The following is a 24289-nucleotide window of genomic DNA, read 5'->3' on the forward strand; positions in this document are numbered from 1 at the left end:
GTGGCAGCGACTCCCGCGCCCCCGCAGGCACCCCCGAAGCCCACCTGGGACCCCAGAAGGCCCGCGCCGCCCTTGCCGTGGCTGCGCCCGACCATCCGCATAAGGCTCACGCTGCTCTACGGCGGCATGTTCCTGATCGCCGGCATCCTGCTGCTGTCGATCATCTACCTGCTGGCCGCGCAGGCGCTGAACGTGGGCAGCGAGCTGCCGTTCAAGATCGTCGAGGGCAAGGTCACCAGCGACATCTGCAACCTGCCCGACCAGGCCTCGCCGGCCGAGTTCAACCACGCCATGAACCAGTGCGTCAACGAGCAGCGCCAGAACGCCCTGGACAATCTGCTCAGCCGCTCGCTCCTGGCCCTGCTCGGTCTGGCGGTCATCGCCTTCGCCTTCGGCTACGCCATGGCCGGCCGCGTCCTGTCGCCGCTGGGCCGGATCACCCGCACCGCGCGCGCGGTGGCGGGCTCCGACCTGTCCCGCCGGATCGAGCTGGACGGCCCGGACGACGAGCTGAAGGAGCTGGCGGACACCTTCGACGACATGCTGGAGCGGCTCCAGCGGGCCTTCACCGCCCAGCAGCGCTTCGTCGGCAACGCCTCGCACGAGCTGCGGACACCGCTGGCGATCAACCGCACGCTCCTCGAAGTGCACCTGTCCGACCCGAACGCACCGGTGGAGCTCCAGCAGCTCGGCAAGACGCTGCTGGCCACCAACGAGCGCAGCGAGCAGCTCGTCGAGGGCCTGCTGCTGCTCGCCCGCAGCGACAACCAGGTCGTCGAGCGGGGCCCGGTGGACCTCGCCGAGGTCGCCGGGCAGGCCATCGACCAGGTGCGCGGCGAGGCCGAGACCAAGGGCGTGCGGATCCGCGGCGAGCAGAAGCCCGCGGTCGTCCAGGGCAACGGCGTGCTGCTGGAGCGGATCGCGCTCAACCTGGTGCAGAACGCCGTGCGCTACAACGTGGCCGAGGGCGGCTGGGTCGAGGTCACCACCGAGGAGCAGCACGGCCAGGCGCTCCTCGTCGTCTCCAACACGGGCCCGGTCGTGCCGGCGTACGAGATCGACAACCTCTTCGAGCCGTTCCGGCGGCTGCGCACGGAGCGCACGGGCAGCGACAAGGGCGTCGGACTCGGTCTGTCCATCGTCCGGTCGGTGGCCCGGGCGCACGGCGGGCACATCTACGCACAGCCGCGCGAAGGGGGTGGGCTCGTGATGCGAGTCACGCTGCCCGTCTGAGATCATGTCGCCGATCAACTCGGCGGCAAACGGGGATGTTCGCTTTGCGCGGAATTTTCGAGATCTCACCGCACGTGCCGCATGTGTGATCGATCACAGGGGCGCCTTTCCGGCCATCTACTCTCCGTGATCATGTGTCCTGTCGGAAAGTCGGGAAAATCCCGGTTTTCGAGGGTCTTGATCACGGGAAGTACACGGTGAGACGCCTTTGAAGTGCGGCATTCGGACCGTGTACGGTCCCCATCGCCATCCAAGCCGATCACTCGTGAGGAGTCCGGTTGGGTGTCGATTGAGTAACAGACCTTGATGTGAGGCAAAATCTCCGCCTCAGGTCGGGCACAAGTCCGGCCTCTCACGCGTTACGTGCGCTGGAGACACCGCAGACACCCAGAGGGGGAGAGCGACATGGCAACCGATTACGACACTCCACGCAAGACCGATGACGACGTTGACTCGGACAGCCTCGAAGAGCTGAAGGCTCGACGGAACGACAAGTCGGCCTCCGCAGTGGACGTCGACGAGTTCGAGGCCGCAGAGGGCCTCGAACTGCCCGGCGCCGATCTCTCGAACGAGGAGCTGGCAGTCCGAGTGCTCCCGAAGCAGCAGGACGAGTTCACCTGCATGAGCTGCTTCCTGGTGCACCACCGCAGCCAGCTGGCCCGGGAGAAGAACGGTCAGCCGATCTGCCGCGACTGCGACTGAGGGCGGGTCGGCCGTGACTGGCTCGACCCCTCCCTGGAAGCGCCGCTTCTCCAAGCGGAAAGCGGACGAAGGGCCGATCGACGGCCCGAAGCACGGCGCGCGTGACGACGAGCGAGGCTCAACCGGTACGGGGGCGGCCTCGCTCGAACCGGCAGCGGACCGGGACGACCTCCCGGCGTCCGTGGACGTCCCCGCACCCGTCGCCCGGCGGACGGCGGGGACGCTCCGGGAGCGGGCCAGGGACAGTGCCCGCAAGGGCTCGGCCCGGGCCCGGGCCGGGCTTGCCCATCTCGCCGACCGGATCATCGAACTGGCCCCGCGCGTCCCCGTACGGGACCTGGCGACGCTCCGCAGGCAGTTCCCGGGCCTGGGGCCCGAAGACCTCGCGGACAAACTCGTCGCGGGTGCGGCGAAGGCGACGGCGACGGTCGGAGCCGGTATCGGCGCGGCTGCGATGCTTCCCGTGCCGCCCGCGATGCCGACGGAACTGGCCGCCGAGGTCACCGGCGTCGCGGTGATCGAGCTGAAGCTGATCGCCGAGCTCCACGAGGTCTACGGCGTACGGCCGCCCGGCAACCTCAAGCAGCGCAGCACCGCGTACCTCGACTCGTGGTCGGGGGAGCGCGGGATCGACGCGACCAGGCCGTCGACGCTGAGCACGGCGCTGAACAGCCGCATGAAGCGCGAGCTGCGGCAGCGGATCATGAAGCGGATGGTCCGCAGCATGCCGAACCTGGTGCCGTTCCTGGTCGGCGCCGCCGTCGGGGCGGCCATGAACCGCAGCGAGACGAGAAAGCTCGCCGCCCGGATCCGCGAGGACCTGCGCAAGATCCAGGTGCCCTGGGAAGCCCTGGAGCCACTCCCCGTCCTGGAACGTCCGGCGGACGCCCTGGAGATGGGCGAGATCATCGACGACCCCTTGGGCCGCCTCGGAACCGAAAATCTCGGGAACGAAAAGCCCGGGAACGAAAAGCCCGGGAACGAAAAGCACCACGAGAATCGCGACGAGCGCGACGACGGACGCTGAGGCGACGCCAGGCCCGCGTTTCCGGGTGTCCGTGTGCGCGTGTGCGTGCCGCCGGTCAGCCGCCGCTGCCGGATGACGCCCCGCGTCGGCGTACTACGCCGGCTTCGCCGCCCTCAGCGCCTCCGCCAGGCGCTCCGGCTCACGCGTGGACAGGTACAGGTACGGAGTCGGGTCCTGCGGGTCCGTGACTTCCACGCGCAGGGCCGTGGGGATGTAGGCGCGCAGCAGCATGAAGGCGCGCGGGTCGGCCTTGTGGGTGCGCCAGGCACGGGTTTCCTCCGCGTCCAGGACCTCCGCCTCGCCCAGGGCCGCCACCGGGATCTTCGCCTCGCCCGCGATCAGGGAATCGCCCACCACACGGATGCGGACCGAGCCGTACGAACTCGCGGCGACGGCCGCGACCGCGGTGCCCCCGGCCAGGCCGCCGAGCATCGGCAGCGTGCCGAACGGGAGCAGGACCAGGGCCATGGAGACCCCGACGAGGAACGAGATCAGCCACCAGGACCGGGGAGCGGTCAGGCGTTCTTCGTAAGGGGCGGCGGAGAGCTGCATGGAGCCAAGCTTGACACGGTGTCGGGAAGGGGCCGACGCGCGGGTAAGGTCTCCGGCTGTGAGTCGTACTTCCGCTGCTCTTCAGCCTCCGGCCGACGCCGTGCGACCGGCGCGACATCCGGATGCTCCGGCGCCCGGTGAGCTGCTCGGTGCGCACTACGGCCAGTGTTTCGGCTGCGGCGGCGACCAGCCGCACGGGCTGCACCTGGAGGCACGGGCCGGCGAGGGCGTGTCCCTCACCGCAGAGTTCACCGTGCAGTCCGCTCACCAGGGTGCTCCGGGCCTCGCTCACGGCGGGGTGCTCACCTCCGCACTCGACGAGACCCTCGGCTCGCTGAACTGGCTGCTGCGCACCATCGCCGTGACCGGACGGCTGGAGACCGACTTCGTACGGCCCGTGCCCGTCGGTACCACGCTGTACCTGGAGGCGGAGGTGACGGCGGTGGCCGGGCGGAAGATCTACTCGACCGCCACCGGACGCGTCGGCGGCCCCGACGGGCCCGTCGCGGTCCGTGCCGACGCGCTCTTCATCGAGGTGAAGGTCGACCACTTCGTCGACCACGGCCGCCAGGAGGAGATCCAGGCGGCCATGAACGACCCGGACCAGGTCCGGCGCGCTCGCGCCTTCGAGGTGAACCCGTGAGTCCCGAAAGTCTCTTGAGCCCCATGACCACTGCGACTCCCATGACCCCCACAAGCCCCGTCAGCCCGGAAAGCCCCATGACTCCTGCGAGCCCTGTGAGCCGTCAGCCCGTGGACGTGCTGATCCGGCGCGTCGATCCGGACGTACCGCTTCCGTCGTATGCGCACCCCGGGGACGCGGGAGCCGATCTGCGTACCACCGAGGCGTGCCAACTGGCGCCGGGTGAGCGGGCGGTGCTGCCCACGGGAGTGTCTGTGGCCCTGCCGGAGGGGTACGCGGCCTTCGTGCACCCTCGGTCCGGCCTGGCCGCCCGCTGCGGCGTCGCCCTGGTGAATGCCCCGGGGACGGTTGATGCCGGGTACCGTGGGGAGATCAAGGTGATCGTGGTGAATCTCGACCCGCGCGAGGCCGTGCGGTTCGAGCGCTTCGACCGGATTGCCCAACTGGTCGTCCAGCAGGTCGAGAGGGTCCGCTTCCAGGAGGTGGCGGAGCTTCCCGGCTCCGCGCGGGCCGAGGGGGGCTTCGGGTCCACCGGAGGACACGCCGCGGTGGACGGGACGAGCGGCACAAGCGGTCAGGCCGCCCTGGGCGGTCAGGCGGGTGGGAATCGATACGCTTCGGTCGTATCCGACCGGGAAGGACAGTGACGTGTTCGGACGTCGCAAGAAGAGGGATGCCGCCGAGGACGCGGCCGGCGAGGCCGAGCAGGTCGTCGACGGTGTCGACAGTGAGGCGGGCGGCGAGGGCGAGCGCCTGAGGCTCGAGCCGGCGCCGCGGCCCGACGGGCCCTGGGACAGCTCCGAGGTGCGCGACCCGGGCGAGGGCCGGGTCGACCTGGGCGGTCTGTTCGTGCCGGGCGTCGACGGCATGGAGCTGCGCGTAGAGGTCGCGGGTGACGCGATCGTGGCGGCGACGGTCGTGCTGCGGGACAGCGCCATCCAGCTGCAGGGCTTCGCCGCGCCCAAGCGTGAGGGCATCTGGGGCGAGGTGCGCGAGGAGATCGGCTCGGGCATCACCCAGCAGGGCGGCATCGTCGACGAGGTCGAGGGACCGCTGGGCTGGGAGCTGCGCGCCCAGGTGCCGGTGCAGCTGCCGGACGGCACCGGCGGCTTCCAGGTCGTGCGGTTCGTCGGTGTGGACGGCCCCCGCTGGTTCCTGCGCGGGGTCATCTCGGGCCAGGGCGCGGTGCAGCCGCAGGCCGCCGGGCTGCTCGAGCAGATCTTCCGGGACACGGTCGTGGTGCGCGGTGAGGGCCCGATGGCGCCCCGCGACCCGATCGTCCTGAAGCTGCCCAACGACGCCCAGATGGTCCCCGAGGGCATCCAGCAGGAGGAGGAGGGCTCCCGTTTCGCCGGCGGAATGGGTCAGCTCCAGCGCGGACCGGAGATCACCGAGGTTCGCTGAGCGTTGTAGAGACACCAGGGCCGCACTCCTCACGGGGTGCGGCCCTTTCTCGTGTGTGGAGCCTTGACGGGTTATTGGCTGTACCTACCGTCTCCGTCCAACGCTCTGTTCATGAAGGCGCTTCACGTTCACGTACGAGAACGGAAGGCCCCCCAGCCGCGCCAAGGTCCTGGCCAACCGTCTCGGACACGCCCTGACCAACACCGGGACGCTGACCCCGCGCGGCCGCCCCGCCGGCAGCAACAACCTCTTCGTCGCCTGGGAGACCCTCACCCACGGCGACAACCCCGCGTGACCCGCTGAACGGCCGGGCGCGTCAGAGTTCCGTCAAAGACGGTCCCACTGCCGGGCCCGGAACCCATATGTCGTAATTGTTGGCCGTAAGGTCGACGCTGCGCAGTGGGCAGACCGGAAGACAATGAGGCCATGGGACGCGGCAAGCTTCGGATCTACCTCGGTGCGGCACCGGGCGTCGGCAAGACGTACGCGATGCTGTCCGAGGCGCACCGCCGCGTCGAGCGGGGCACGGACTGCGTGGTGGCCTTCGTCGAGCACCACGACCGCCCCCGCACCGAGGTCATGCTGCACGGCCTGGAGCAGGTGCCGCGCAGGCGGCTGGAGTACCGCGGCGGCGTCTTCCCCGAGATGGACCTCGACGCCGTCCTCGCCCGCCGCCCCCAGGTCGCCCTGGTCGACGAACTCGCCCACACCAACATCCCCGGCTCCCGCAACGCCAAGCGCTGGCAGGACGTGGAGGAACTGCTGGCGGCCGGTGTCGACGTGATCTCGACCGTCAACATCCAGCACCTGGAGTCACTGGGCGACATCGTCGAGTCGATCACCGGTGTGCGGCAGCAGGAGACCGTGCCGGACGAGGTGGTACGGCGGGCCGACCAGGTGGAGCTGGTCGACATGTCGCCCGAGGCGCTGCGGCGGCGGATGGCGCACGGCAACATCTACCAACCCGACAAGGTCGACGCGGCCCTGTCGAACTACTTCCGGCCCGGCAACCTGACCGCCCTGCGCGAACTGGCGCTGCTGTGGGTGGCCGACCGGGTCGACGCCTACCTCACCCAGTACCGCAGCGATCACCGGGTGTCGAGGATCTGGGGCTCGCGCGAGCGGATCGTGGTCGGCCTGACCGGCGGCCCGGAGGGCCGGACGCTGATCCGCCGGGCCGCGCGGCTGGCCGAGAAGGGCGCCGGCGGTGAGGTGCTGGCCGTCTACATAGCCCGCAGCGACGGGCTGACCTCGGCCTCGCCCAAGGAACTGGCGATGCAGCGGACCCTCGTCGAGGACCTCGGCGGAACGTTCCATCACGTGGTCGGCGACGACATACCGGCCGCGCTGCTCGCCTTCGCCCGCGGTGTGAACGCCACCCAGATCGTGCTGGGCTCCTCGCGCCGCAGGACCTGGCAGTACGTCTTCGGGCCCGGCGTCGGCGCGACGGTCGCCCGGGAGTCCGGGTCCGACCTCGACGTGCACATCGTCACCCACGACGAAGTCGCCAAGGGCCGCGGACTGCCGGTGGCCCGGGGTGCACGCCTCGGTCGGTCCCGGCGGGTGTGGGGCTGGCTGGCCGGGGTCGCCGGCCCGCCGGTCCTGGCGGCGCTGCTCAGCGCCGTCGACCTCGGCCTGGCCAACGACATGCTGCTGTTCCTGGCGCTGACCGTGGCGGCGGCCCTGCTCGGCGGGCTGCTCCCGGCGCTGGCCTCGGCGGCGGTGGGTTCCCTGCTGCTGAACTACTTCTACACACCGCCCCTGCACCGGTGGACCATCGCCGACCCGAAGAACATCGTCGCCATCGTGATCTTCGTGGCCGTCGGCGTGGCGGTGGCCTCCGTGGTCGACCTCGCCGCCCGCCGCACCCACCAGGCCGCCCGGCTGCGGGCCGAGTCCGAGATCCTGTCCTTCCTCGCGGGCAACGTGCTGCGCGGCGAGACCGGCCTGGAGGACCTGCTGGAACGGGTCCGGGAGACCTTCGGCATGGAGTCGGCGGCCCTGCTGGAGAGGGCGAGCGACGTCGCGCCGTGGACCTGCGCCGGCCGCGTCGGGCGGGGACGTGCCGTCGAGCGGCCCGACCAGGCGGATGTGGACATGCCGGTCGGGGACCACATGGCGCTCGCGCTGACCGGCCGCGTCCTGCCCGCCGAGGACCGCCGGGTGCTGGCCGCCTTCGCCGCCCAGGCCGCCGTCGTCCTGGACCGCCGCCGGCTCCAGGAGGAGGCCGACCGGGCCCGCACCCTAGCCGAGGGCAACCGCATCCGTACGGCGCTGCTCGCCGCCGTCAGCCACGACCTGCGCACCCCGCTCGCCGGGATCAAGGCGGCGGTGACCTCCCTGCGCTCCGAGGACGTCGAGTGGTCCGAGGAGGACCGGGCGGCGCTGCTGGAGGGCATCGAGGAGGGCGCCGACCGCCTCGACCACCTCGTCGGCAACCTGCTCGACATGTCCCGGCTCCAGACCGGCACGGTCACCCCGCTGATCCGCGAGATCGACCTCGACGAGGTGGTGCCGATGGCGCTCGGCGGCGTGCCCGAGGGCAGTGTCGACCTGGACGTTCCGGAGACCCTGCCCATGGTCGACGTGGACCCCGGGCTGCTGGAGCGGGCGATGGCCAACCTCGTCGAGAACGCCGTCAAGTACAGTCCGTCCGGCGCGCCCGTGCTGGTCGCAGCCAGCGCGCTCGCCGACCGGGTCGAGGTGCGGGTCGTCGACCGGGGGCCGGGCGTCCCCGACGAGGCCAAGGACCGCATCTTCGAGCCCTTCCAGCGCTACGGCGACGCCCCGCGCGGCGCCGGTGTGGGACTGGGGCTCGCGGTGGCGCGCGGCTTCGCCGAGGCCATGGGCGGCACACTCGACGCCGAGGACACCCCCGGTGGCGGGCTCACCATGGTCCTCACCCTCCGCGCGGCGGGACCGCGCCCGGAGCTCCTCCACGTGGCGGAACACGCAGCCGAACCGGAAAGGCAGACCTCATGACCCGGGTGCTGGTGGTCGACGACGAGCCGCAGATCGTGCGCGCCCTCGTGATCAACCTCAGGGCACGCAAGTACGAGGTCGACGCCGCCCACGACGGCGCCACCGCCCTCCAGCTCGCCGCCGCCCGCCACCCCGACGTGGTCGTCCTCGACCTCGGCCTGCCCGACATGGACGGCGTCGAGGTGATCAGGGGCCTGCGGGGCTGGACCCGGGTGCCCATCCTGGTGCTGTCCGCCCGGCACTCCTCCGACGAGAAGGTCGAGGCGCTGGACGCGGGCGCCGACGACTACGTCACCAAGCCCTTCGGCATGGACGAACTGCTGGCCCGGCTGCGGGCCGCCGTGCGCCGGGCCGAACCGGCCGGGGGCGGTGAGGACGACGTCGTCGTGGAGACCGGCGAGTTCACCGTCGACCTGGCCGCGAAGAAGGTCAACCGCGCCGGGAAGGACGTACGGCTGACCCCGACGGAGTGGCACCTGCTGGAGGTCCTCGTCCGCAACGGCGGCCGTCTGGTCGGGCAGAAGCAGCTGCTCCAGGAGGTGTGGGGGCCGTCGTACGGGACGGAGACCAACTATCTGCGCGTGTACATGGCGCAGCTGCGGCGGAAGCTGGAGGCGGATCCCTCCCATCCGAAGCACTTCATCACGGAGCCGGGGATGGGGTACCGGTTCGAGAAGTGAGGTCCTCGCCCCGGGGCTACATGGCTGTCGGCGGCCCCCGGTACGCTCTAGTCATGAGTGCTGTTCCTCGTTCGCACAAGCCGGCGGGCCGGTTCCGGCGCATGCTCGACCGGCTCTCCTCGTCGCAGGAGGACCTGGAGTCCGAGGAACTGCGCGAGGACACCGAGACCGCGGGCTGTATCCGGATCGGAGACTGCCAGGACCGGCAGATAGCGACGGTTACTGGTACCTTGCGCACGGTCACCCTGCGACCGCGGGCCGGAGTCCCCGCCCTGGAGGCCGAGCTGTTCGACGGCTCCGCCGCGCTGGACGTGGTGTGGCTCGGCAGGCGCTCCATCGTCGGCATAGAGCCGGGGCGCAAGCTGATCGCATCGGGCCGGATCTCGATGAGCCGGGGCCGCCGGGTGCTGTTCAATCCCAAGTACGAACTGAGACCCCTCGGACGGGAGTAGCCGGTGACGTCGCTCGACAAGCCGACCGAAGAGACATCTGCGGACGACGCCCGGGCGGTGACCGAGGCCGCCCTGTTCGAAGCGTTCGGCGGCCTGCGGGGCATGGTCGAGACGGTGCTGCCCGGCCTGCTGTTCGTCACCATCTACACGATCAACAAGGACCTGCACCTGTCGGCGATCGCGGCGCTGGCCGTGTCGCTGGTACTGGTCGTGGTCCGGCTGGTGATGAAGGACACCGTCAAGCACGCCTTCAGCGGTGTCTTCGGCGTGGCCTTCGGTGTCGTCTTCGCGATGATGACCGGCAACGCCAAGGACTTCTACCTGCCCGGCATGCTCTACACGCTGGGTCTGGGACTCGCCTACATCATCACCACGCTGTGCGGTGTGCCGCTGATCGGGCTGATCCTCGGCCCGGTCTTCAAGGAGAACCTCTCCTGGCGCACGCGGAACCCCGGCCGTAAGAAGGCCTACGCGAAGGCCAGTTACGCCTGGGGTGCGATCCTGCTCGCCAAGTGCGCGATCCTCTTCCCGCTGTACTGGTGGGCCGACACCACACAGCTGGGCTGGGTCCTGGTCGCCCTGAAGATCCCGCCGTTCCTGCTCGCCGTATGGCTGACGTGGGTCTTCCTGGCGAAGGCACCCGCGCCGATCGACGTGTTCGCGGAGATGGAGGCGGAGGAGAAGGCCGCCGAGGAGAGGGAGCGGGAGGCTGCTGCTCGGTCCGCCGAGCAGTGACCGGCGTTTGTGCTGGACTTGCTGGGGGCTCCGCCCCCAGACCCCCAGGGCCTATGCCCACCCGCCGCCCGACGCGGTCGGCCGAGAGGTGAAGCAAGCAGGGAGGGGCTTCCCGGAGACCCGGGAAGCCCCTTCCTGCTTGTCCCCGCAGGGCCCCGCTCAGCTCGCCGCGCTGTCCCGGCGTACCGACAGCAGGTCCTCCAGCTGCTCCTCACGGGCCTGTGCGGCCACGAAGAGGAGCTCGTCGCCCGCCTCCAGGGAGTCCTCCCGGGAGGGCGTCAGGACGCGGGTGCCTCGGATGATCGTGACCAGGGACGTGTCCTCGGGCCACTCGACGTCCCCGACCTGCGTGCCGGCCAGGGCCGACTCCTCCGGCAGGGTCAGCTCGACCAGGTTCGCGTCGCCGTGGCTGAAGCGGAGCAGGCGGACCAGGTCGCCCACGCTCACCGCCTCCTCGACCAGGGCCGACATCAGACGCGGCGTGGAGACGGCGACGTCCACGCCCCAGGACTCGTTGAACAGCCACTCGTTCTTCGGGTTGTTCACCCGGGCGACCACCCGCGGAACGCCGTACTCCGTCTTGGCGAGGAGCGAGACGACCAGGTTCACCTTGTCGTCGCCGGTCGCGGCGATGACGACGTTGCAGCGCTGGAGCGCCGCCTCGTCCAGGGAGGTGATCTCGCAGGCGTCGGCCAGCAGCCACTCGGCCTGCGGGACGCGTTCGACCGAGATGGCGGTCGGCGCCTTGTCGATCAGCAGGACCTCGTGGCCGTTCTCCAGCAGCTCGCCCGCGATCGAGCGGCCGACCGCGCCGGCTCCGGCAATGGCGACCCTCATCAGTGACCGCCCTCCTCTTCGGGACCCTTGGCGAACGCCGCCTCGACCGTGTCGACCTCGTCGGTGCGCATCATCACGTGCACCAGGTCGCCCTCCTGCAGCACCGTCTGCGAGGTGGGCAGGACCGCCTCGCCGAGCCGGGTCAGGAACGCCACGCGCACGCCCGTCTCCTCCTGGATCCGGCTGATCTTGTGGCCGACCCAGGCGGTGGAGGTGTGCACCTCGGCGAGCTGGACGCCGCCGGTGGGGTCGCGCCACAGGGGCTCGGCGCCCGAGGGGAGCAGGCGGCGCAGCATCTGGTCGGCCGTCCAGCGGACGGTCGCGACGGTGGGGATGCCCAGGCGCTGGTAGACCTCGGCGCGGCGGGGGTCGTAGATGCGGGCGGCGACGTTCTCGATGCCGAACATCTCGCGGGCCACGCGCGCGGCGATGATGTTGGAGTTGTCACCGCTGGAGACGGCGGCGAAGGCGCCGGCCTCCTCGATGCCCGCCTCGCGCAGGGTGTCCTGGTCGAAGCCGACCCCGGTGACCCGGCGGCCGCCGAAGGAGGAGCCCAGACGACGGAAGGCGGTGGGGTCCTGGTCGACCACGGCGACCGTGTGGCCCTGTTGCTCCAGGGTCTGGGCCAGGGCGGAGCCCACCCTTCCGCAACCCATGATCACAATATGCATCGCGTCACACCGTGCTTCCTACGGGCCCTCTGACCATCAACAATGTCCTGCTCATGTCTCTCTTTCGGCTCGCCAGGCACCACGTCGCGGCCTGAGTGCGGGCCGCCAGGCAACATCATGCCGGTGGAATCACGCCATGATGCCTTCCGGGGCCGGTGCCGCGTTCGACTGCCCGACTCCAACGTATCGGCAAAGTCGAGGGGGTTGCCGAGGGCCTTGCCGCCCTCGGCGGGGGAGGAAGCCGACATGAGTACCGAGATCGACGTCCTGGTCCTCGGTGGCGCGGGCGTGGACACGATCGTGCACGTGCCCGAGCTGCCCGTGCCGTTCGCCGACAGCCACATGATCCGGCCAGGGATCGTGACGCGGGCGGGCCAGAGCGGTGACTTCGTCGCGCTGGCCGCGAGCGCGCTGGGGCTGCGCACGCACCACGTCGACATGCTGGGCGACGACCCCGAGGGCGACCTGGTCCGCGCCCTGCACCGGGACCGCGGCATCGCCCTCACCGCCGTCCCCCAGCCGCTCGGCACCAAGCGCGCGGTCAACCTCGTCGGCCCCGACGGCAGACGGCTGTCCCTGTACGACGCCACCCGCTCGGCGGAGACGGACCGGCTGCCCGAGGCCACGCTGCGGGAGCTGGCCGCGGCCAGCCGGCACGCCCATGTCGTCATCACCCAGCCGTGCGCCCACGCGCTGCCCGTCCTGCGCGAGGCGGGCATCACGATCTCGACCGACCTGCACGACTGGGACGGGTCCAACCCCTACCACGAGCCCTTCGCCCACCAGGCCGACCTGGTCTTCCTGTCCAGCACGGCGCTGGCCGACCCGGAGCGGACCATGCGGCGGATCCCCGAGCGGGGCCGGGCCCGGGTCGTCGTCGCCACGGCCGGGGCGGACGGGGCGTACCTGCTGACCGACGGCGAGCTGACCCACGTACCCGCCGCCACACCTCCGGCACCGGTCGTCGACTCCAACGGCGCGGGCGACGCCTTCGCCGCCGCGTTCCTCCACGCCTGGCTGAACGGCGCCCCGCCCCGCCACTGCGCCCTGCACGGCGCGGTGGCCGGTGCGTACGCCTGCACGGTCCCGTCGACACGGACGGACAGCATCGGGTGGGAGGAACTGCGTGCCGGTGTGACGGAACTGGAGCGGCCCGGGCCGGCAGCGGGCAGGGCGACGGAAGCCGGTGACGCGCTCCTGCGCCGCGGCCACGGCTCGTGTCTCTAACGCGTCCCCGGCGACACGTCCTTGCGGCGGCTGATGCTCCGCACACTCGCCACGGTGAGGATTCCGAGGACGAACAGTGTGGCTGCGGCGCCGATCAGTTCTGCGGTCGGGTGCATGAGGCCTCCAGGGGCGGCGACAGCCGGGGACGGGCCGGGCTTAGTCATATAGGCATGGGAACCGGGTGACCTGTGCAATCCGCAGCCGCAGCAGCCCCTGAATTCACTCGGAGGGCAGACGGAACGCCGATGGGGGGTGGCGGGTGGGCGAGCCCGCAATCGAACGCTTACGATCCTCTGTTGTGTCCAAACTGACCGACGTGCCCAAACGGATCCTGATCGGGCGCGCACTGCGCAGTGACCGGCTGGGGGAAACACTCCTGCCGAAGCGCATCGCACTACCCGTCTTCGCCTCCGACCCCTTGTCCTCCGTCGCGTACGCGCCGGGGGAGGTGCTGCTGGTCCTGTCGATCGCGGGTGTGACGGCGTACCACTTCAGTCCGTGGATCGCGGTCGCGGTCGTCGTGCTGATGTTCACCGTGGTGGCCTCCTACCGGCAGAACGTGCACGCCTACCCCAGCGGTGGCGGCGACTACGAGGTGGCGAACACCAACCTCGGCCCCAAGGCGGGCCTGACGGTCGCGAGCGCGCTGCTCGTCGACTACGTCCTCACCGTCGCGGTGTCGATCTCCTCCGGCATCGAGAACCTCGGCTCCGCGATCCCGTTCGTGGTCGAGCACAAGGTGCTCTGCGCGATCGGCGTGATCGTGCTGCTGACGCTGATGAACCTGCGCGGGGTGAAGGAGTCGGGCTCGCTGTTCGCGATCCCGACGTACGTCTTCGTCGCGGGTGTCTTCACCATGATCGCCTGGGGCGCCTTCCGCGGACTGGTCCTGGACGACACCATGCGGGCACCGACGGCGGACTACGTCATCAAGCCCGAGCACCAGGGCCTGGCAGGCTTCGCCCTGGTCTTCCTGCTGCTGCGCGCCTTCTCCTCCGGCTGCGCCGCGCTCACCGGCGTCGAGGCGATCTCCAACGGCGTCCCGGCCTTCCGCAAGCCCAAGTCCAAGAACGCCGCGAACACGCTCGCGATGATGGGCCTGCTGGCCGTCACCATGTTCTGCGGCATCATCGCGCTGGCCGCCGCGACCGACGTCCGCATGGCCGAGAACCCGGCCCGCGACCTCATCCACAACGGCGTCCCGCTCGGGGCGGACTACGTCCAGAACCCGGTGATCTCCCAGGTCGCCGAGGCCGTCTTCGGCAAGGGCAGCCTCCTGTTCATCGTGCTGGCCGCGGCCACCGCGCTGGTGCTGTTCCTCGCCGCGAACACCGCCTACAACGGCTTCCCGCTGCTCGGCTCGATCCTCGCCCAGGACCGCTACCTGCCCCGCCAGCTGCACACCCGCGGCGACCGCCTCGCCTTCTCCAACGGCATCGTGCTCCTCGCCGGCGCGGCCGGACTGCTGGTATGGATCTACGGCGCCGACTCCACCCGCCTGATCCAGCTGTACATCGTCGGCGTGTTCGTGTCCTTCACGCTCAGCCAGACCGGCATGGTCCGGCACTGGAACCGCCACCTGGCCACCGAGCAGGACAAAGCCAAGCGCCGTCACATGATCCGCTCGCGCGCCATCAACGCCTTCGGCGCCTTCTTCACCGGCCTGGTGCTGGTGGTCGTCCTCGTCACCAAGTTCACGCACGGCGCGTGGGTCGCTCTGCTCGGCATGGTGATCTTCTACGCGACGATGACGGCCATCCGTAAGCACTACGACCGGGTCGCCGAGGAGATCGCCGCCCCCGAGGGCCCGAGCGACGACAGCGTACGGCCCTCCCGTGTCCATTCCGTCGTTTTGATCTCCAAGATCCACCGCCCGGCGCTGCGTGCCCTGGCCTACGCCAAGCTGATGCGCTCGGACTCGCTGGAGGCGGTGAGCGTCAACGTCGACCCGGCGGAGACCAAGGCGCTGCGCGAGGAGTGGGAGCGGCGCGGCATCGACGTACCGCTGAAGGTGCTGGACTCGCCCTACCGCGAGATCACGCGGCCGATCATCGAGTACGTCAAGGGACTGCGCAAGGAGTCGCCGCGGGACGCGGTGTCCGTGATCATCCCCGAGTACGTCGTCGGCCACTGGTACGAGCATCTGCTGCACAACCAGAGCGCCCTGCGGCTGAAGGGCCGGCTGCTCTTCACGCCGGGAATCATGGTGACCTCGGTGCCGTACCAGCTCCAGTCCTCCGAGGCGGCCAAGCGGCGGGCCCGCAGGCAGCAGGAGTGGAACGCGCCGGGTTCGGTGCGGCGGGGGCCGGCGCAGGAGCGGCCGAAGGAGCCCTCGGACCCGAAGGCCTGAGGGCACCCGGCTGCCCGTGTGAAACGGGCGTGAATCGGCCGGGCGGCACCCACGTAGACTGGTGGGCTGTTGTCCGGCCGTTTCCGTTCGGCCGTTTCCCCAACGCTTTTGGAGTCACCCCACCATGCAGGCAGAACCGAGGAAGTCACTGGTGGGGGAGGAGTACGAGGTCGAGATCGGCCCCGTCGCCCACGGCGGCCACTGCATCGCCCGTACGTCCGAGGGCCAGGTGCTGTTCGTCCGGCACGCGCTGCCCGGTGAGCGGGTCGTGGCGCGGGTGACCGAGGGCGAGGAGGGCGCCCGGTTCCTGCGTGCGGACGCGGTGAAGGTGCTGGACGCCTCCAAGGACCGGATCGACGTGCCCTGCCCGTTCGCCGGCCCCGGCCGCTGCGGCGGCTGCGACTGGCAGCACGCCAAGCCCGGCGCGCAGCGGCGCCTGAAGGCCGACGTCGTCGCCGAACAGCTCCAGCGGCTCGCCGGGCTCACGCCTGAGGAGGCCGGCTGGGACGGCACGGTGGTGCCCGCCGAGGGCGACAAGGTGCCCGCGGGCCAGGTCCCGTCCTGGCGTACCCGCGTCCAGTACGCGGTCACGGCCGACGGCCGCGCGGGCCTGCGCCGGCACCGCTCCCACGAGGTGGAGCCGATCGACCACTGCATGATCGCCGCGGAGGGCGTCAGCGAGCTGGGCATCGAGAAGCGGGTCTGGACCGGCATGGACTCCGTCGAGGCGATCGCGGCGACGGGTTCGCAGGACCGCCAGGTGATCCTCACGCCGAAGCCGGGCGCGCGCCTCCCACTGGTCGAGCTCGACCGCCCGGTGTCGGTGCTGCGCGTGGACGAGCGCTCCGGCGGCGTCCACCGCGTCCACGGCCGCCCCTTCGTCCGCGAGCGCGCGGACGGCCGGACCTACCGGGTCGGGGGCGGCGGCTTCTGGCAGGTCCACCCGCAGGCGGCGGACACCCTGGTGACGGCCGTCATGCAGGGCCTGCTGCCCCGCAAGGGAGACATGGCCCTCGACCTCTACTGCGGCGTCGGCCTCTTCGCGGGCGCACTCGCCGACCGCGTCGGCGAACAGGGCGCGGTCCTCGGCATCGAGTCCGGCAAGCGGGCGGTGGAGGACGCGCGGCACAACCTCGCCGACTTCGACCGGGTGCGTATCGAGCAGGGCAAGGTCGAGAGCGTGTTGCCGCGCACGGGGATCACGGAGGTCGACCTGATCGTCCTCGACCCGCCGCGGGCCGGGGCGGGCCGGAAGACGGTCGAGCACCTGTCGACCCTCGGGGCGCGGCGGATCGCGTACGTGGCTTGCGATCCGGCGGCGTTGGCGCGTGACTTGGGGTACTTCCGGGACGGTGGGTATCGGGTGCGGATGCTGCGGGCGTTCGATCTGTTTCCCATGACTCATCATGTGGAGTGCGTCGCCATCCTTGAACCGGCGGCAAAGGGCTCCTGACCTGTGGTTTTGTGCGCGCATTATGTGCGGTGTGGGCGTTACCGGCGATACCTTGACGCTGAAGTGACGCTCATTGTCGGCATGACCGGCGGTCACAGCTCCTTCGCGTAGGTGTCCTGGTACGCCGCCCTCCCTCCGAACACGTTGAGGCCGGGGTGTCCGCTCGTGTACGTCGTGTCCGTCACGTCGATGATCCGCTCGCCGTTGAGGAACACCTGGATGCGGTCGCCCTCGGTGAGGATGCGGACCGGGTACGTTGTGCCGCGGCGGACCAGGGCCGGGACGCGGGCGAGGGCGGTGGCGTCGTCGAAGTGGCCGTCGGTCTTGGCGACCAGGCGGATCACGCGTAGGTCGGGGTCGATGTTGAGGCAGTAGGCGTCGGTGCCGTCGGAGGAGGCGCGCCAGAGGAGGGAGAGGGCGCCGCCGGTGTCCGGGTCGGGGCTGCCGAGCCGGACCAGGGTGGTGAAGTCCAGATCCGTCGCCGTGCGCGCCGAGATGGCGGTGGCGTCCTTGTCGAAAGTTCCGGCGCGCCCCGCGCTGTCCGTCGACCAGTGACCGGCGGGAGTGACCGTCAACTCGCCGAGGTCTGTGCGGAATTCACCGCCGGTCGGGGCGGCAGCCAACGGCTGCACGCGGTCCACCAGGCGGTAGGTGCTGTCCAGCCGGTGCACCTTGAGCGACTCGATGTGTGCGGTGCCGCCCTTGGCGTGGAAGGCCATGCCGTCGGCGTCCGGCGTTGGGAAGATCAGGCTGGTCACTGCGGCCTGTCCGTGCGCGCCGAATGCCTCGACCGATGACGAGTCGACGTACACGCGCAGGGTCACGCGGCCGTCGGTCGTCTTCATCGGCGCGGTCGTGCGGCCCGCGAAGTACTGCGTGAAGTCGCTCAGGCCCGATGCCGACCTGTCGACGAACAGTTCGTTCGCCTCGGCGTCGTATCCGACGGTCGTGTGCTGGTCGTCGTCTGCCCGGAGCCGGAAGCCGATCTCCGTGGCGGTGCCGAGGGCGATCTCGGCCTCGATCTCGTAGGCGATGCCTGTGACGCCCGCGAGCGGGTTCGCGGAGGTGGGGCCTACGGGAGAGGTCCTTGCGGGTCGTGGTGGACGTACGCAGAGGGGTCAGTTCCTGGACCGGGGTCACGGCCCGGGGGGGGCGTCCACCCCGCGGGCCGCGGCCCTGTGTAAGACGGTCACGGCCACAGCGGCCGGGGTCCGTCGGTGAAGGCCGACGCCATCTGCCAGGCGTCGAACCACTCCAGGGTCACGTCACCTGCGGCACCGATGCCGACGCCTACGGCCTCGTCGGGGCGGGTGGGTAGATGCGGGCGGTCAGGGCACGCCCGTTGGCGAAGATCTCCAGTGCGGAGTGGTCGACGAGGAGGCGCAGTTCGACCCGCCCGTCGGGGTCCAACGGCAGTTCGCCGTAACGGGGTTCGGTGTCGACCGTCGGGTCGAGGCTGCTGGTCTCGCGGTGCAGGCGGAGGGTGCCGCTCACTCCGTCGTGCGCCCTGCTCACCTCCACGACCGTGCGTTCCGCGCCGTCCGGTGTCTCGCGGACCACGAGCCGGGCGGTCGCTCCGGGAGCGAGACTCAGGGTCGCCTCGATGTCCAGCTGGTCCCCGCGCACGGCGGGCAACCGGGTGTACGGGTCGGCCAGCCGGCCCGGAGCCACCTCTACGCGCTCCCGCCGCAGCTCGGTCAGCTCCGGCACCGGGGCCTGGTGCAGGCAGCCGTCCGCGGCGAGCGTGACGACCCTCGGCAGGGACATCACACCGCACCAGCCGGCCTGCGCGTTCGCCTCGTCCGTCCGGCCCTCCTGGAGCCAGCCGAGCATGATGCGGCGGCCGTGCTCGTCACGGGTGGACTGGGGGGCGTAGAAGTAGCGGCCGCCGTAGTCGAGGCGGTGGAGGGCGGTCGGGGTGAAGGTGTCGCCCTGGTAGCGGCCGGTCCAGTACAGGGGGTGGTGGGTGGTGCCCTCGTCCCAGGCGGCGAAGACCAGGACGTTGGCGCCGTCGATGCCGAAGAGGTCGACGCACTCCCACATCGTGCCCGTCCATCAGCCGGATCTTGCTGCCCACCACCACCGCCCGCTACATCCGAGTGGTCAACAAGGCAAGCTCCGGCAGCTGGTGGTCCATCCACGACGTCTCCGTCCTCACCCCCGACGGCAAGACCACGTCGCCCCCGGCCACGAGCGCCGGCCTCCAGCGCAAGAACGCGACCCTGCCCGACGGTACCAAGCTGCAGGTGACGTACAACTCCGGCAGCGGAGCCGCTACGTTCGACGTCCCGTGGGGCGGCACGACGTACAGCTACCGACTGCCCGCCGGCGCCGCCGCGACCCTCACCACACGGGCTGCCTGACCGCACGGCTGCGGAAACCGCCTGTATGAAGCCCACACAGCGAGCAGTGGCGGGCATCGCCCTGGCCGCATCACTGCGGCAGGCAAGGCCACCTCTGGTCGGCGACCAGTCGGTCAGGTGAGGGGGGAGGAGGCCGGCAGGTTCTGGTCGGCGGCCCAGGAGGCGAGGATGCGTAGACGTTCGTGGGTGGGGGAGCCGGGGGCGGCCGTCCAGACGGTCAGATTCTGGTCGGGGTCGGTGTTGGCGGTGAGGGTGTCCCAGTCCAGGACGAGTTCGCCGACGACCGGATGGTTGAGGGCCTTCGTGCCCACGGTGCGGGCCGCGACCCGGTGATCGCCCCACCAGCGGGCGAACTGCTTGTCCCGCATGGACAGTTCACCGACCAGTTCGATCAGGCGGGGGTCCTCGGGATACTTCGCGGCCTCCATCCGCAGCTGGGCCACGGAGATCTGCGCCGAGGTCTCCCAGTCGGCGTACAGGGTGCGCATGGCCGGATCCGTGAAGATGATCCGCGGGTAGTTGCGGTGCTTTTCCGGAAGCCGGGAGAAGTCGGTGACCAGGGCGGCGGCCAGGGCGTTCCAGGCCAGGATGTCCCCGCGCCTGCCCTGCACGATGGCCGGGGTGGCAGTGAGGTCGTCCAGGACCCGCTGCAGCTGCGGCTGGACCTTCTGCCGGCCGCGCCGCTGTGTGCGGGTGGTGGTCTTGCCCGCGAGCTGGAAGAGGTAGCCGCGCTCGTCGTCGTCCAGATGGAGGACGCGGGCGAGGACATCGAGCACGGGCGCCGATGCCTGCATGCGGCCCTGCTCGAGCCGGGTGTAGTAGTCGGTGCTGATGCTGGCCAGCTGGGCGACCTCCTCGCGGCGCAGCCCGGCCACTCGCCGAGGCCTGTCCGTCTCCGGCAGTCCGACCATGCGCGGGCTCAGCTCCGCACGTCGCTTCTTGAGGAATTCTCCCAGCTCATTGAGGGGGACATTGGCGGTCATGCTTCCCAGCATGACATCGATTCCACCCGGGAAAGGGGGGAGAATTCACTCCCAGGATGTTTCCTTCCCGGGATGGATTTCTCCGCTTTTCGCGCCTGCTCTCGCGTATGAGGCTCGGTATCACGCAGCCGAAACCTGACCCCGGTTGCGGCACACCGACCCTCGCACCGAAGGAAGCACCCCCATGCGCGGAGCAGTCATCCACGCCCCCGGCGACGTGCGCTTCGAGAACCTCGACGATCCGGAGATCATCAACCCGACCGACGCGGTGATCCGGACGGTCGCCACCTGCGTGTGCGGCTCGGACCTGTGGCCCTACCGCGGCGCGGAACCCATCGGCGATCCGCATCCGATGGGGCACGAGTACGTCGGCATCGTGGAGGAGGTGGGCAGCGAGGTCGCGGGCGTCCAGCCCGGCCAGTTCGTCGTCGGCTCCTTCGCCACCTCGGACAACACCTGCGCCAACTGCCGTAACGGCTGGCAATCGAACTGCCTCCACCGCGAGTTCATGAGCACCTGCCAGGCCGACTACGTCCGCATCCCCAACGCGCACGGCACCCTCGTCGCCACCGACGGGCACCCGGACGGCGAGTTCGTGCCGAGCCTGCTCGCCGTCTCCGATGTGATGGGCACCGGTTGGTACGCCGCCCTCGCCGCCGAAGTGAGGCCCGGATCGACGGCCGTGGTCGTCGGCGACGGAGCGGTCGGCCTGTGCGGGGTCATCGCCGCGCGCGAGCTCGGCGCCGAGCGGATCATCGCCATGAGCCGTCATGAGTCCCGGCAGAAGCTCGCCGTCGAGTTCGGGGCCACCGACATCGTCGGTGAACGCGGCGAGGAAGGCGTCGCCCGCGTCAAGGACCTGACCGGCGGCATCGGCGCGGACTCCGTGCTGGAGTGCGTCGGCACGCCCGAGGCCATGCGGCAGGCCCTGCACTCCGCCCGGCCCGGCGGCAACGTCGGCTTCGTCGGCGTCCCGCACGACGTGCAGGTCGACGGCGTGGAGCTGTTCTTCTCCCACGTCGGCCTGCGCGGCGGCCCCGCGCCCGTCCGCCGTTACCTGCCCGACCTGATCGACCGCGTCCTGTCCGGCCGGATCGACCCGGGCAAGGTCTTCGACCTCATACTGCCCCTTGAGCAGGTCGCCGAGGGCTACCGGGCGATGGACGAGCGCCGTGCCATCAAGGCTCTCCTCAAGCCCTGACCACAAACGCGTCCGCAATCGCGTCCGCAATCACGTCACAAACGCGCCCGCACCCGGGGCCGCACCCAGACGGTGCGGCCACGGACCGGGAAACACCCCCGCTCACGCAAGGACTGACCATGACCACCTTCGCCCTCGTCGGCGCCGGGCCGGGCCTCGGGCTTGCCACCGCCCGCCGCTTCGGAGCGGCCGGCCACACCGTCGCCCTCATCGCCCGCAACGCGGAGAAGCTGGACGGCTTGACGGCCGACCTCGCCCGTGACGACATCCGGGCCCGCGGCTTCGTCGCCGATGTCCTCGACGTCGAGTCGCTGACCGCGGCCCTGTACGCGGCTGCCGCCGACCTGGGACCCATCGAGATCCTCCAGTACAGCCCGGTGCCGCGCGCCGACTTCATGAAGCCGGTCCTCGACACGAGTGCCGACGACCTCGACGCCCCGCTCGCCTTCTCCGTCAAGGGCCCCGTCACCTGTGTGAACGCCGTCCTGCCCGGCATGCGCGAACTCGGCCGCGGCACCTTGCTGTTCGTCAACGGCTCCAGCGCCGCACGACCCAACACAAAGGTCGCCGGAACCTCGATCGCCTTCGCCGCCGAGAGCGCCTACGCCCGCATGCTGCACCACGCGCTCGCCCCGGAGAACATCCACGCCGCCCAGCTGATCATCCCCGGAGCCATCCGGCCCGACGCCGAGCACAACAGCCCCGAGGTGCTGGCGCGGCGACTGTACGACATCCACCAGCAGCGGGACGGCTTCCGCCACTACTCCGAGCCCCTGCCCGACCAGCCACTGGAGACCCAGTGAGCCCCGCCGCCCTTCGCGCTCTCGCCCGGGTGGCCCCGGCCGCCGCCCTGCTGCTGGTCGCGACCGCCTGCACCCGGGATTCCCCTTCCTCCTCCCTTTCCGGGCCGGCGTCGCCGCAGGCTTCGACAGCCCCGGCCGCCACCACCTCACCCGGCAGGACAACCGCCATGAACATCCGGCTCACCCTCAACGGCCACCACATCGCCGCCACTCTGAACGACAGCGCCACAGCCCGCGACTTCGCAGCCCAGCTGCCCCTCACCCTGTCCCTGCGCGACTTCCACCAAGCCGAGAAGATCGCCGACCTGCCCCGAAAGCTGTCCACCTCCGGCGCCCCGGAAGGAGCCGACCCCAAGGCCGGAGACCTGGCGTACTACGCGCCCTGGAACCAGCTCGCCACCTACTACCGCGACGCCCCCTACGCGGCCGGCCTGGTCCCCGTCGGGCACATGTCCGACGGCGGCACCGAGCAGCTCGCCACCGCCGACGAGATCACCGTCGAGGCCGCGCCCTGACCCGCTCCACCGCTCGTCCCTCAGGGGCCGCCCCCGCAAGAAAGGGGGAGGAGATGCTCTCTGATCCGCCGATTTCCACGCAAGGAGAGACCACACGTATGCCTTCCGCATCCGGGACCACCCCCGGCAAGCTGCCCTTCGTCGTCTGGGTGCTCGCCGCCGGCACGTTCCTGATGGGGACCACCGAGTTCGTCGTCGCCGGTCTGCTGCCGGAGCTCGCCCGTGACCTCGGCGTCAGCGTCTCCGACGCCGGCCTGCTGATCACCGCCTTCGCCGTCGGCATGATCGTCGGCGCGCCGACCATGGCCATGGCGACCCTGCGCCTCCCTCAGCGCCGGACGCTGATCCTTGCCCTGTCCGTGTTCTGCCTCGGGCATCTGGTCGCGGCCCTCAGCACATCGTTCACGATCGTCCTCCTCGCCCGCGTCGTCACGGCCCTGGCCACCGGAGCGTTCTGGTCCGTCGGCTTCGTCGTCGCCACCGCCGCCGCAGGCCCGCACAGCGCCACCCGCGCCACGGGCGTCGTGATCGGCGGCCTGACCCTGGCCAACGTCGTCGGCGTGCCGATCGGCTCCTTCGCCGGGCAGTTCACCGGCTGGCGCGGCCCCTTCTGGGCCCTGGCCGTCCTCTCCGGGCTCGCCGCCGTGTTCATCGGCCGCTTCATCCCGGCCCAGGAGCGGCGCGTCGAGGTGCCCCTCCGGGCCGAGGTCCGGGCTCTGCGCCAGGGCCGGCTGTGGCTGGCACTCGCCGCCGCGATGCTGACCATGGGTGGTGTCCTGGCGACGTACACCTATGTCACGCCGCTGCTGACCGACCGCGCGGGCATCCCCGCAGGCGCCGTACCGTTCGTCCTAGTCGCCTTCGGCGTCGGCGCCCTGGGCGGCACCACCACGGGCGGCCGCCTGGGCGACCGACGTCCGACGGTCACCACCATCACGGCCGCCGCGGCCACCGCCCTGGTCCTGTTCCTGATGATCCCGCTGTCCGGCAACCCGGTGACAGCCACCCTCCTCGTCTTCCTCATGGGCCTGACCGGCTTCACCGTCAACCCGGTTGTCACCGCCCTCGCCATGCGCTTCGCGGGCGATGCCCCCACCCTCACCTCGGCGCTGACCACCTCCGCCTTCAACACCGGCATCGCCGCCGGTTCGGCGATCGCCGGTACGGCCCTGGACTCCTCCCTCGGCCTGACCGGCCCGCCCCTGGTCGGCACCGTCCTCGCCGCCCTCACCCTGCTCCCGCTGATCGCCCTCGCCGTCCACGCCCCTTCCCGCAAGGGCCGGATCGTGGCCCGGAGCAGCGCTCCCACGCAACGGCGGACGCCGCCTTCGACAACGCCGGGTCGAGCAGCCCGTAGGGCCGGCCGCTGACATCCCGAAGGACTAGCGGGACCGCGTCATCGGCGGCTGCCTGACCGGAGCTGACGGCGGCGCGGCAAGGCGCCGTGCCGCCGCAGCCCATCCAGGCAGCCGCCCC

At 70.8% G+C, this 24289-nt stretch carries 24 protein-coding genes and 1 pseudogene; 19 read left to right on the forward strand and 6 right to left on the reverse strand.

The annotated features are described in order from the left end of the window. From PV963_RS34160 to PV963_RS34170, 3 genes are all read left to right on the forward strand, one after another. The gene (locus PV963_RS34160; protein ID WP_274820323.1) at window positions 1–1233 is read left to right on the forward strand and encodes a sensor histidine kinase; all 1233 of its coding nucleotides are present in this window, start codon (window positions 1–3) and stop codon (window positions 1231–1233) included. 405 nt (window positions 1234–1638) lie between these two features. Continuing rightward, window positions 1639–1935, forward strand: a complete 297-nt coding sequence (locus PV963_RS34165) for a DUF4193 domain-containing protein (RefSeq protein WP_003993510.1) — start codon at window positions 1639–1641, stop codon at window positions 1933–1935. 13 nt (window positions 1936–1948) lie between these two features. Continuing rightward, window positions 1949–2962 (forward strand): hypothetical protein, encoded by a 1014-nt coding sequence (locus PV963_RS34170; RefSeq protein WP_274820324.1) that lies wholly within the window; start codon window positions 1949–1951, stop codon window positions 2960–2962. 93 nt (window positions 2963–3055) lie between these two features. Here PV963_RS34170 and PV963_RS34175 read toward each other — a convergent pair whose 3' ends face one another. After that, a complete protein-coding gene (locus PV963_RS34175; protein ID WP_274820325.1) occupies window positions 3056–3514 on the reverse strand; it encodes a DUF3093 domain-containing protein in 459 nt (152 codons plus the stop codon). Window positions 3515–3572: 58 nt separating this feature from the next. Here PV963_RS34175 and PV963_RS34180 point away from each other — a divergent pair, with 58 nt between their 5' ends. From PV963_RS34180 to PV963_RS34210, 8 genes and pseudogenes are all read left to right on the forward strand, one after another. Further along, the gene (locus PV963_RS34180) at window positions 3573–4157 is read left to right on the forward strand and encodes a PaaI family thioesterase (protein ID WP_274820326.1); all 585 of its coding nucleotides are present in this window, start codon (window positions 3573–3575) and stop codon (window positions 4155–4157) included. Between the two features lie 77 nt (window positions 4158–4234). After that, on the forward strand, window positions 4235–4804 hold the full coding sequence (gene dut / locus PV963_RS34185) for a dUTP diphosphatase (protein WP_274820327.1): 570 nt from the start codon (window positions 4235–4237) through the stop codon (window positions 4802–4804). Between the two features lies 1 nt (window position 4805). Beyond that, window positions 4806–5561, forward strand: a complete 756-nt coding sequence (locus tag PV963_RS34190) for a DUF3710 domain-containing protein (protein WP_274820328.1) — start codon at window positions 4806–4808, stop codon at window positions 5559–5561. Window positions 5562–5730: 169 nt separating this feature from the next. Next, a pseudogene (locus PV963_RS44100) lies at window positions 5731–5856 on the forward strand (alginate lyase family protein); the annotation flags it as partial. Between the two features lie 131 nt (window positions 5857–5987). After that, window positions 5988–8543 carry a sensor histidine kinase gene (locus PV963_RS34195; RefSeq protein WP_274820329.1) on the forward strand — a complete coding sequence of 852 codons (2556 nt, stop codon included), beginning with the start codon at window positions 5988–5990 and terminating at the stop codon, window positions 8541–8543. Next, window positions 8540–9223, forward strand: a complete 684-nt coding sequence (locus PV963_RS34200) for a response regulator (protein WP_274820330.1) — start codon at window positions 8540–8542, stop codon at window positions 9221–9223. The genes PV963_RS34195 and PV963_RS34200 overlap by 4 nt, the downstream gene beginning before the upstream one ends. A 53-nt stretch (window positions 9224–9276) precedes the next feature. Then, window positions 9277–9675: an OB-fold nucleic acid binding domain-containing protein gene (locus PV963_RS34205; protein WP_184989393.1), complete on the forward strand. Its 399-nt coding sequence runs from the start codon at window positions 9277–9279 to the stop codon at window positions 9673–9675. A 3-nt stretch (window positions 9676–9678) separates the two neighbouring features. After that, window positions 9679–10410 carry a DUF3159 domain-containing protein gene (locus PV963_RS34210; protein ID WP_274820331.1) on the forward strand — a complete coding sequence of 244 codons (732 nt, stop codon included), beginning with the start codon at window positions 9679–9681 and terminating at the stop codon, window positions 10408–10410. A 159-nt stretch (window positions 10411–10569) separates the two neighbouring features. Here PV963_RS34210 and PV963_RS34215 read toward each other — a convergent pair whose 3' ends face one another. Further along, window positions 10570–11247, reverse strand: coding sequence for a potassium channel family protein (locus tag PV963_RS34215; protein WP_010035052.1), 678 nt, complete (start codon window positions 11245–11247; stop codon window positions 10570–10572). Then, window positions 11247–11918, reverse strand: a complete 672-nt coding sequence (locus tag PV963_RS34220) for a potassium channel family protein (RefSeq protein ID WP_086602681.1) — start codon at window positions 11916–11918, stop codon at window positions 11247–11249. The genes PV963_RS34215 and PV963_RS34220 overlap by 1 nt, the downstream gene beginning before the upstream one ends. Before the next feature lie 246 nt (window positions 11919–12164). On the opposite strand from PV963_RS34220, the gene PV963_RS34225 reads away from it, so the two are divergent. The 3 genes from PV963_RS34225 (at window position 12165) to PV963_RS34235 (ending at window position 16948) form a co-directional block, all read left to right on the forward strand. Next, window positions 12165–13145 (forward strand): adenosine kinase, encoded by a 981-nt coding sequence (locus PV963_RS34225; RefSeq protein ID WP_274820332.1) that lies wholly within the window; start codon window positions 12165–12167, stop codon window positions 13143–13145. Between the two features lie 298 nt (window positions 13146–13443). Beyond that, complete coding sequence (locus PV963_RS34230) at window positions 13444–15495, forward strand: APC family permease (RefSeq protein WP_274820333.1); 2052 nt, start codon at window positions 13444–13446, stop codon at window positions 15493–15495. 124 nt (window positions 15496–15619) lie between these two features. Further along, window positions 15620–16948 carry a class I SAM-dependent RNA methyltransferase gene (locus PV963_RS34235; RefSeq protein ID WP_274820334.1) on the forward strand — a complete coding sequence of 443 codons (1329 nt, stop codon included), beginning with the start codon at window positions 15620–15622 and terminating at the stop codon, window positions 16946–16948. Window positions 16949–17040: 92 nt separating this feature from the next. Here the strand turns inward: PV963_RS34235 and PV963_RS34240 are convergent, their stop codons facing one another. Both PV963_RS34240 and PV963_RS34245 read right to left on the reverse strand, forming a co-directional pair. Further along, window positions 17041–17982, reverse strand: a complete 942-nt coding sequence (locus PV963_RS34240; RefSeq protein ID WP_342456442.1) for a GH32 C-terminal domain-containing protein — start codon at window positions 17980–17982, stop codon at window positions 17041–17043. 256 nt (window positions 17983–18238) lie between these two features. Continuing rightward, window positions 18239–18991, reverse strand: a complete 753-nt coding sequence (locus PV963_RS34245) for a glycoside hydrolase family 32 protein (protein ID WP_274820335.1) — start codon at window positions 18989–18991, stop codon at window positions 18239–18241. 23 nt (window positions 18992–19014) lie between these two features. Here PV963_RS34245 and PV963_RS34250 point away from each other — a divergent pair, with 23 nt between their 5' ends. Then, window positions 19015–19311 (forward strand): hypothetical protein, encoded by a 297-nt coding sequence (locus PV963_RS34250; protein WP_274820336.1) that lies wholly within the window; start codon window positions 19015–19017, stop codon window positions 19309–19311. 113 nt (window positions 19312–19424) lie between these two features. Here PV963_RS34250 and PV963_RS34255 read toward each other — a convergent pair whose 3' ends face one another. Then, a complete protein-coding gene (locus tag PV963_RS34255) occupies window positions 19425–20306 on the reverse strand; it encodes a helix-turn-helix domain-containing protein (RefSeq protein WP_274820337.1) in 882 nt (293 codons plus the stop codon). Window positions 20307–20478: 172 nt separating this feature from the next. Between PV963_RS34255 and PV963_RS34260 the strand changes: the two genes are divergently transcribed. The 4 genes from PV963_RS34260 (at window position 20479) to PV963_RS34275 (ending at window position 24183) form a co-directional block, all read left to right on the forward strand. After that, entirely contained in the window at window positions 20479–21495 is a 1017-nt protein-coding gene (locus PV963_RS34260; RefSeq protein ID WP_274820338.1) for a zinc-dependent alcohol dehydrogenase family protein, read from the forward strand. 119 nt (window positions 21496–21614) lie between these two features. Continuing rightward, the gene (locus tag PV963_RS34265; RefSeq protein ID WP_274820339.1) at window positions 21615–22298 is read left to right on the forward strand and encodes an SDR family NAD(P)-dependent oxidoreductase; all 684 of its coding nucleotides are present in this window, start codon (window positions 21615–21617) and stop codon (window positions 22296–22298) included. Beyond that, on the forward strand, window positions 22295–22813 hold the full coding sequence (locus PV963_RS34270) for a cyclophilin-like fold protein (protein ID WP_274820340.1): 519 nt from the start codon (window positions 22295–22297) through the stop codon (window positions 22811–22813). The genes PV963_RS34265 and PV963_RS34270 overlap by 4 nt, the downstream gene beginning before the upstream one ends. 98 nt (window positions 22814–22911) lie before the next feature. Continuing rightward, window positions 22912–24183 carry an MFS transporter gene (locus PV963_RS34275; protein ID WP_274820341.1) on the forward strand — a complete coding sequence of 424 codons (1272 nt, stop codon included), beginning with the start codon at window positions 22912–22914 and terminating at the stop codon, window positions 24181–24183. The last annotated feature ends 106 nt before the right edge of the window (window positions 24184–24289 follow it).

The sequence above is a fragment of the Streptomyces coeruleorubidus genome (genome assembly GCF_028885415.1).
GTDB lineage: Bacteria > Actinomycetota > Actinomycetes > Streptomycetales > Streptomycetaceae > Streptomyces > Streptomyces coeruleorubidus_A.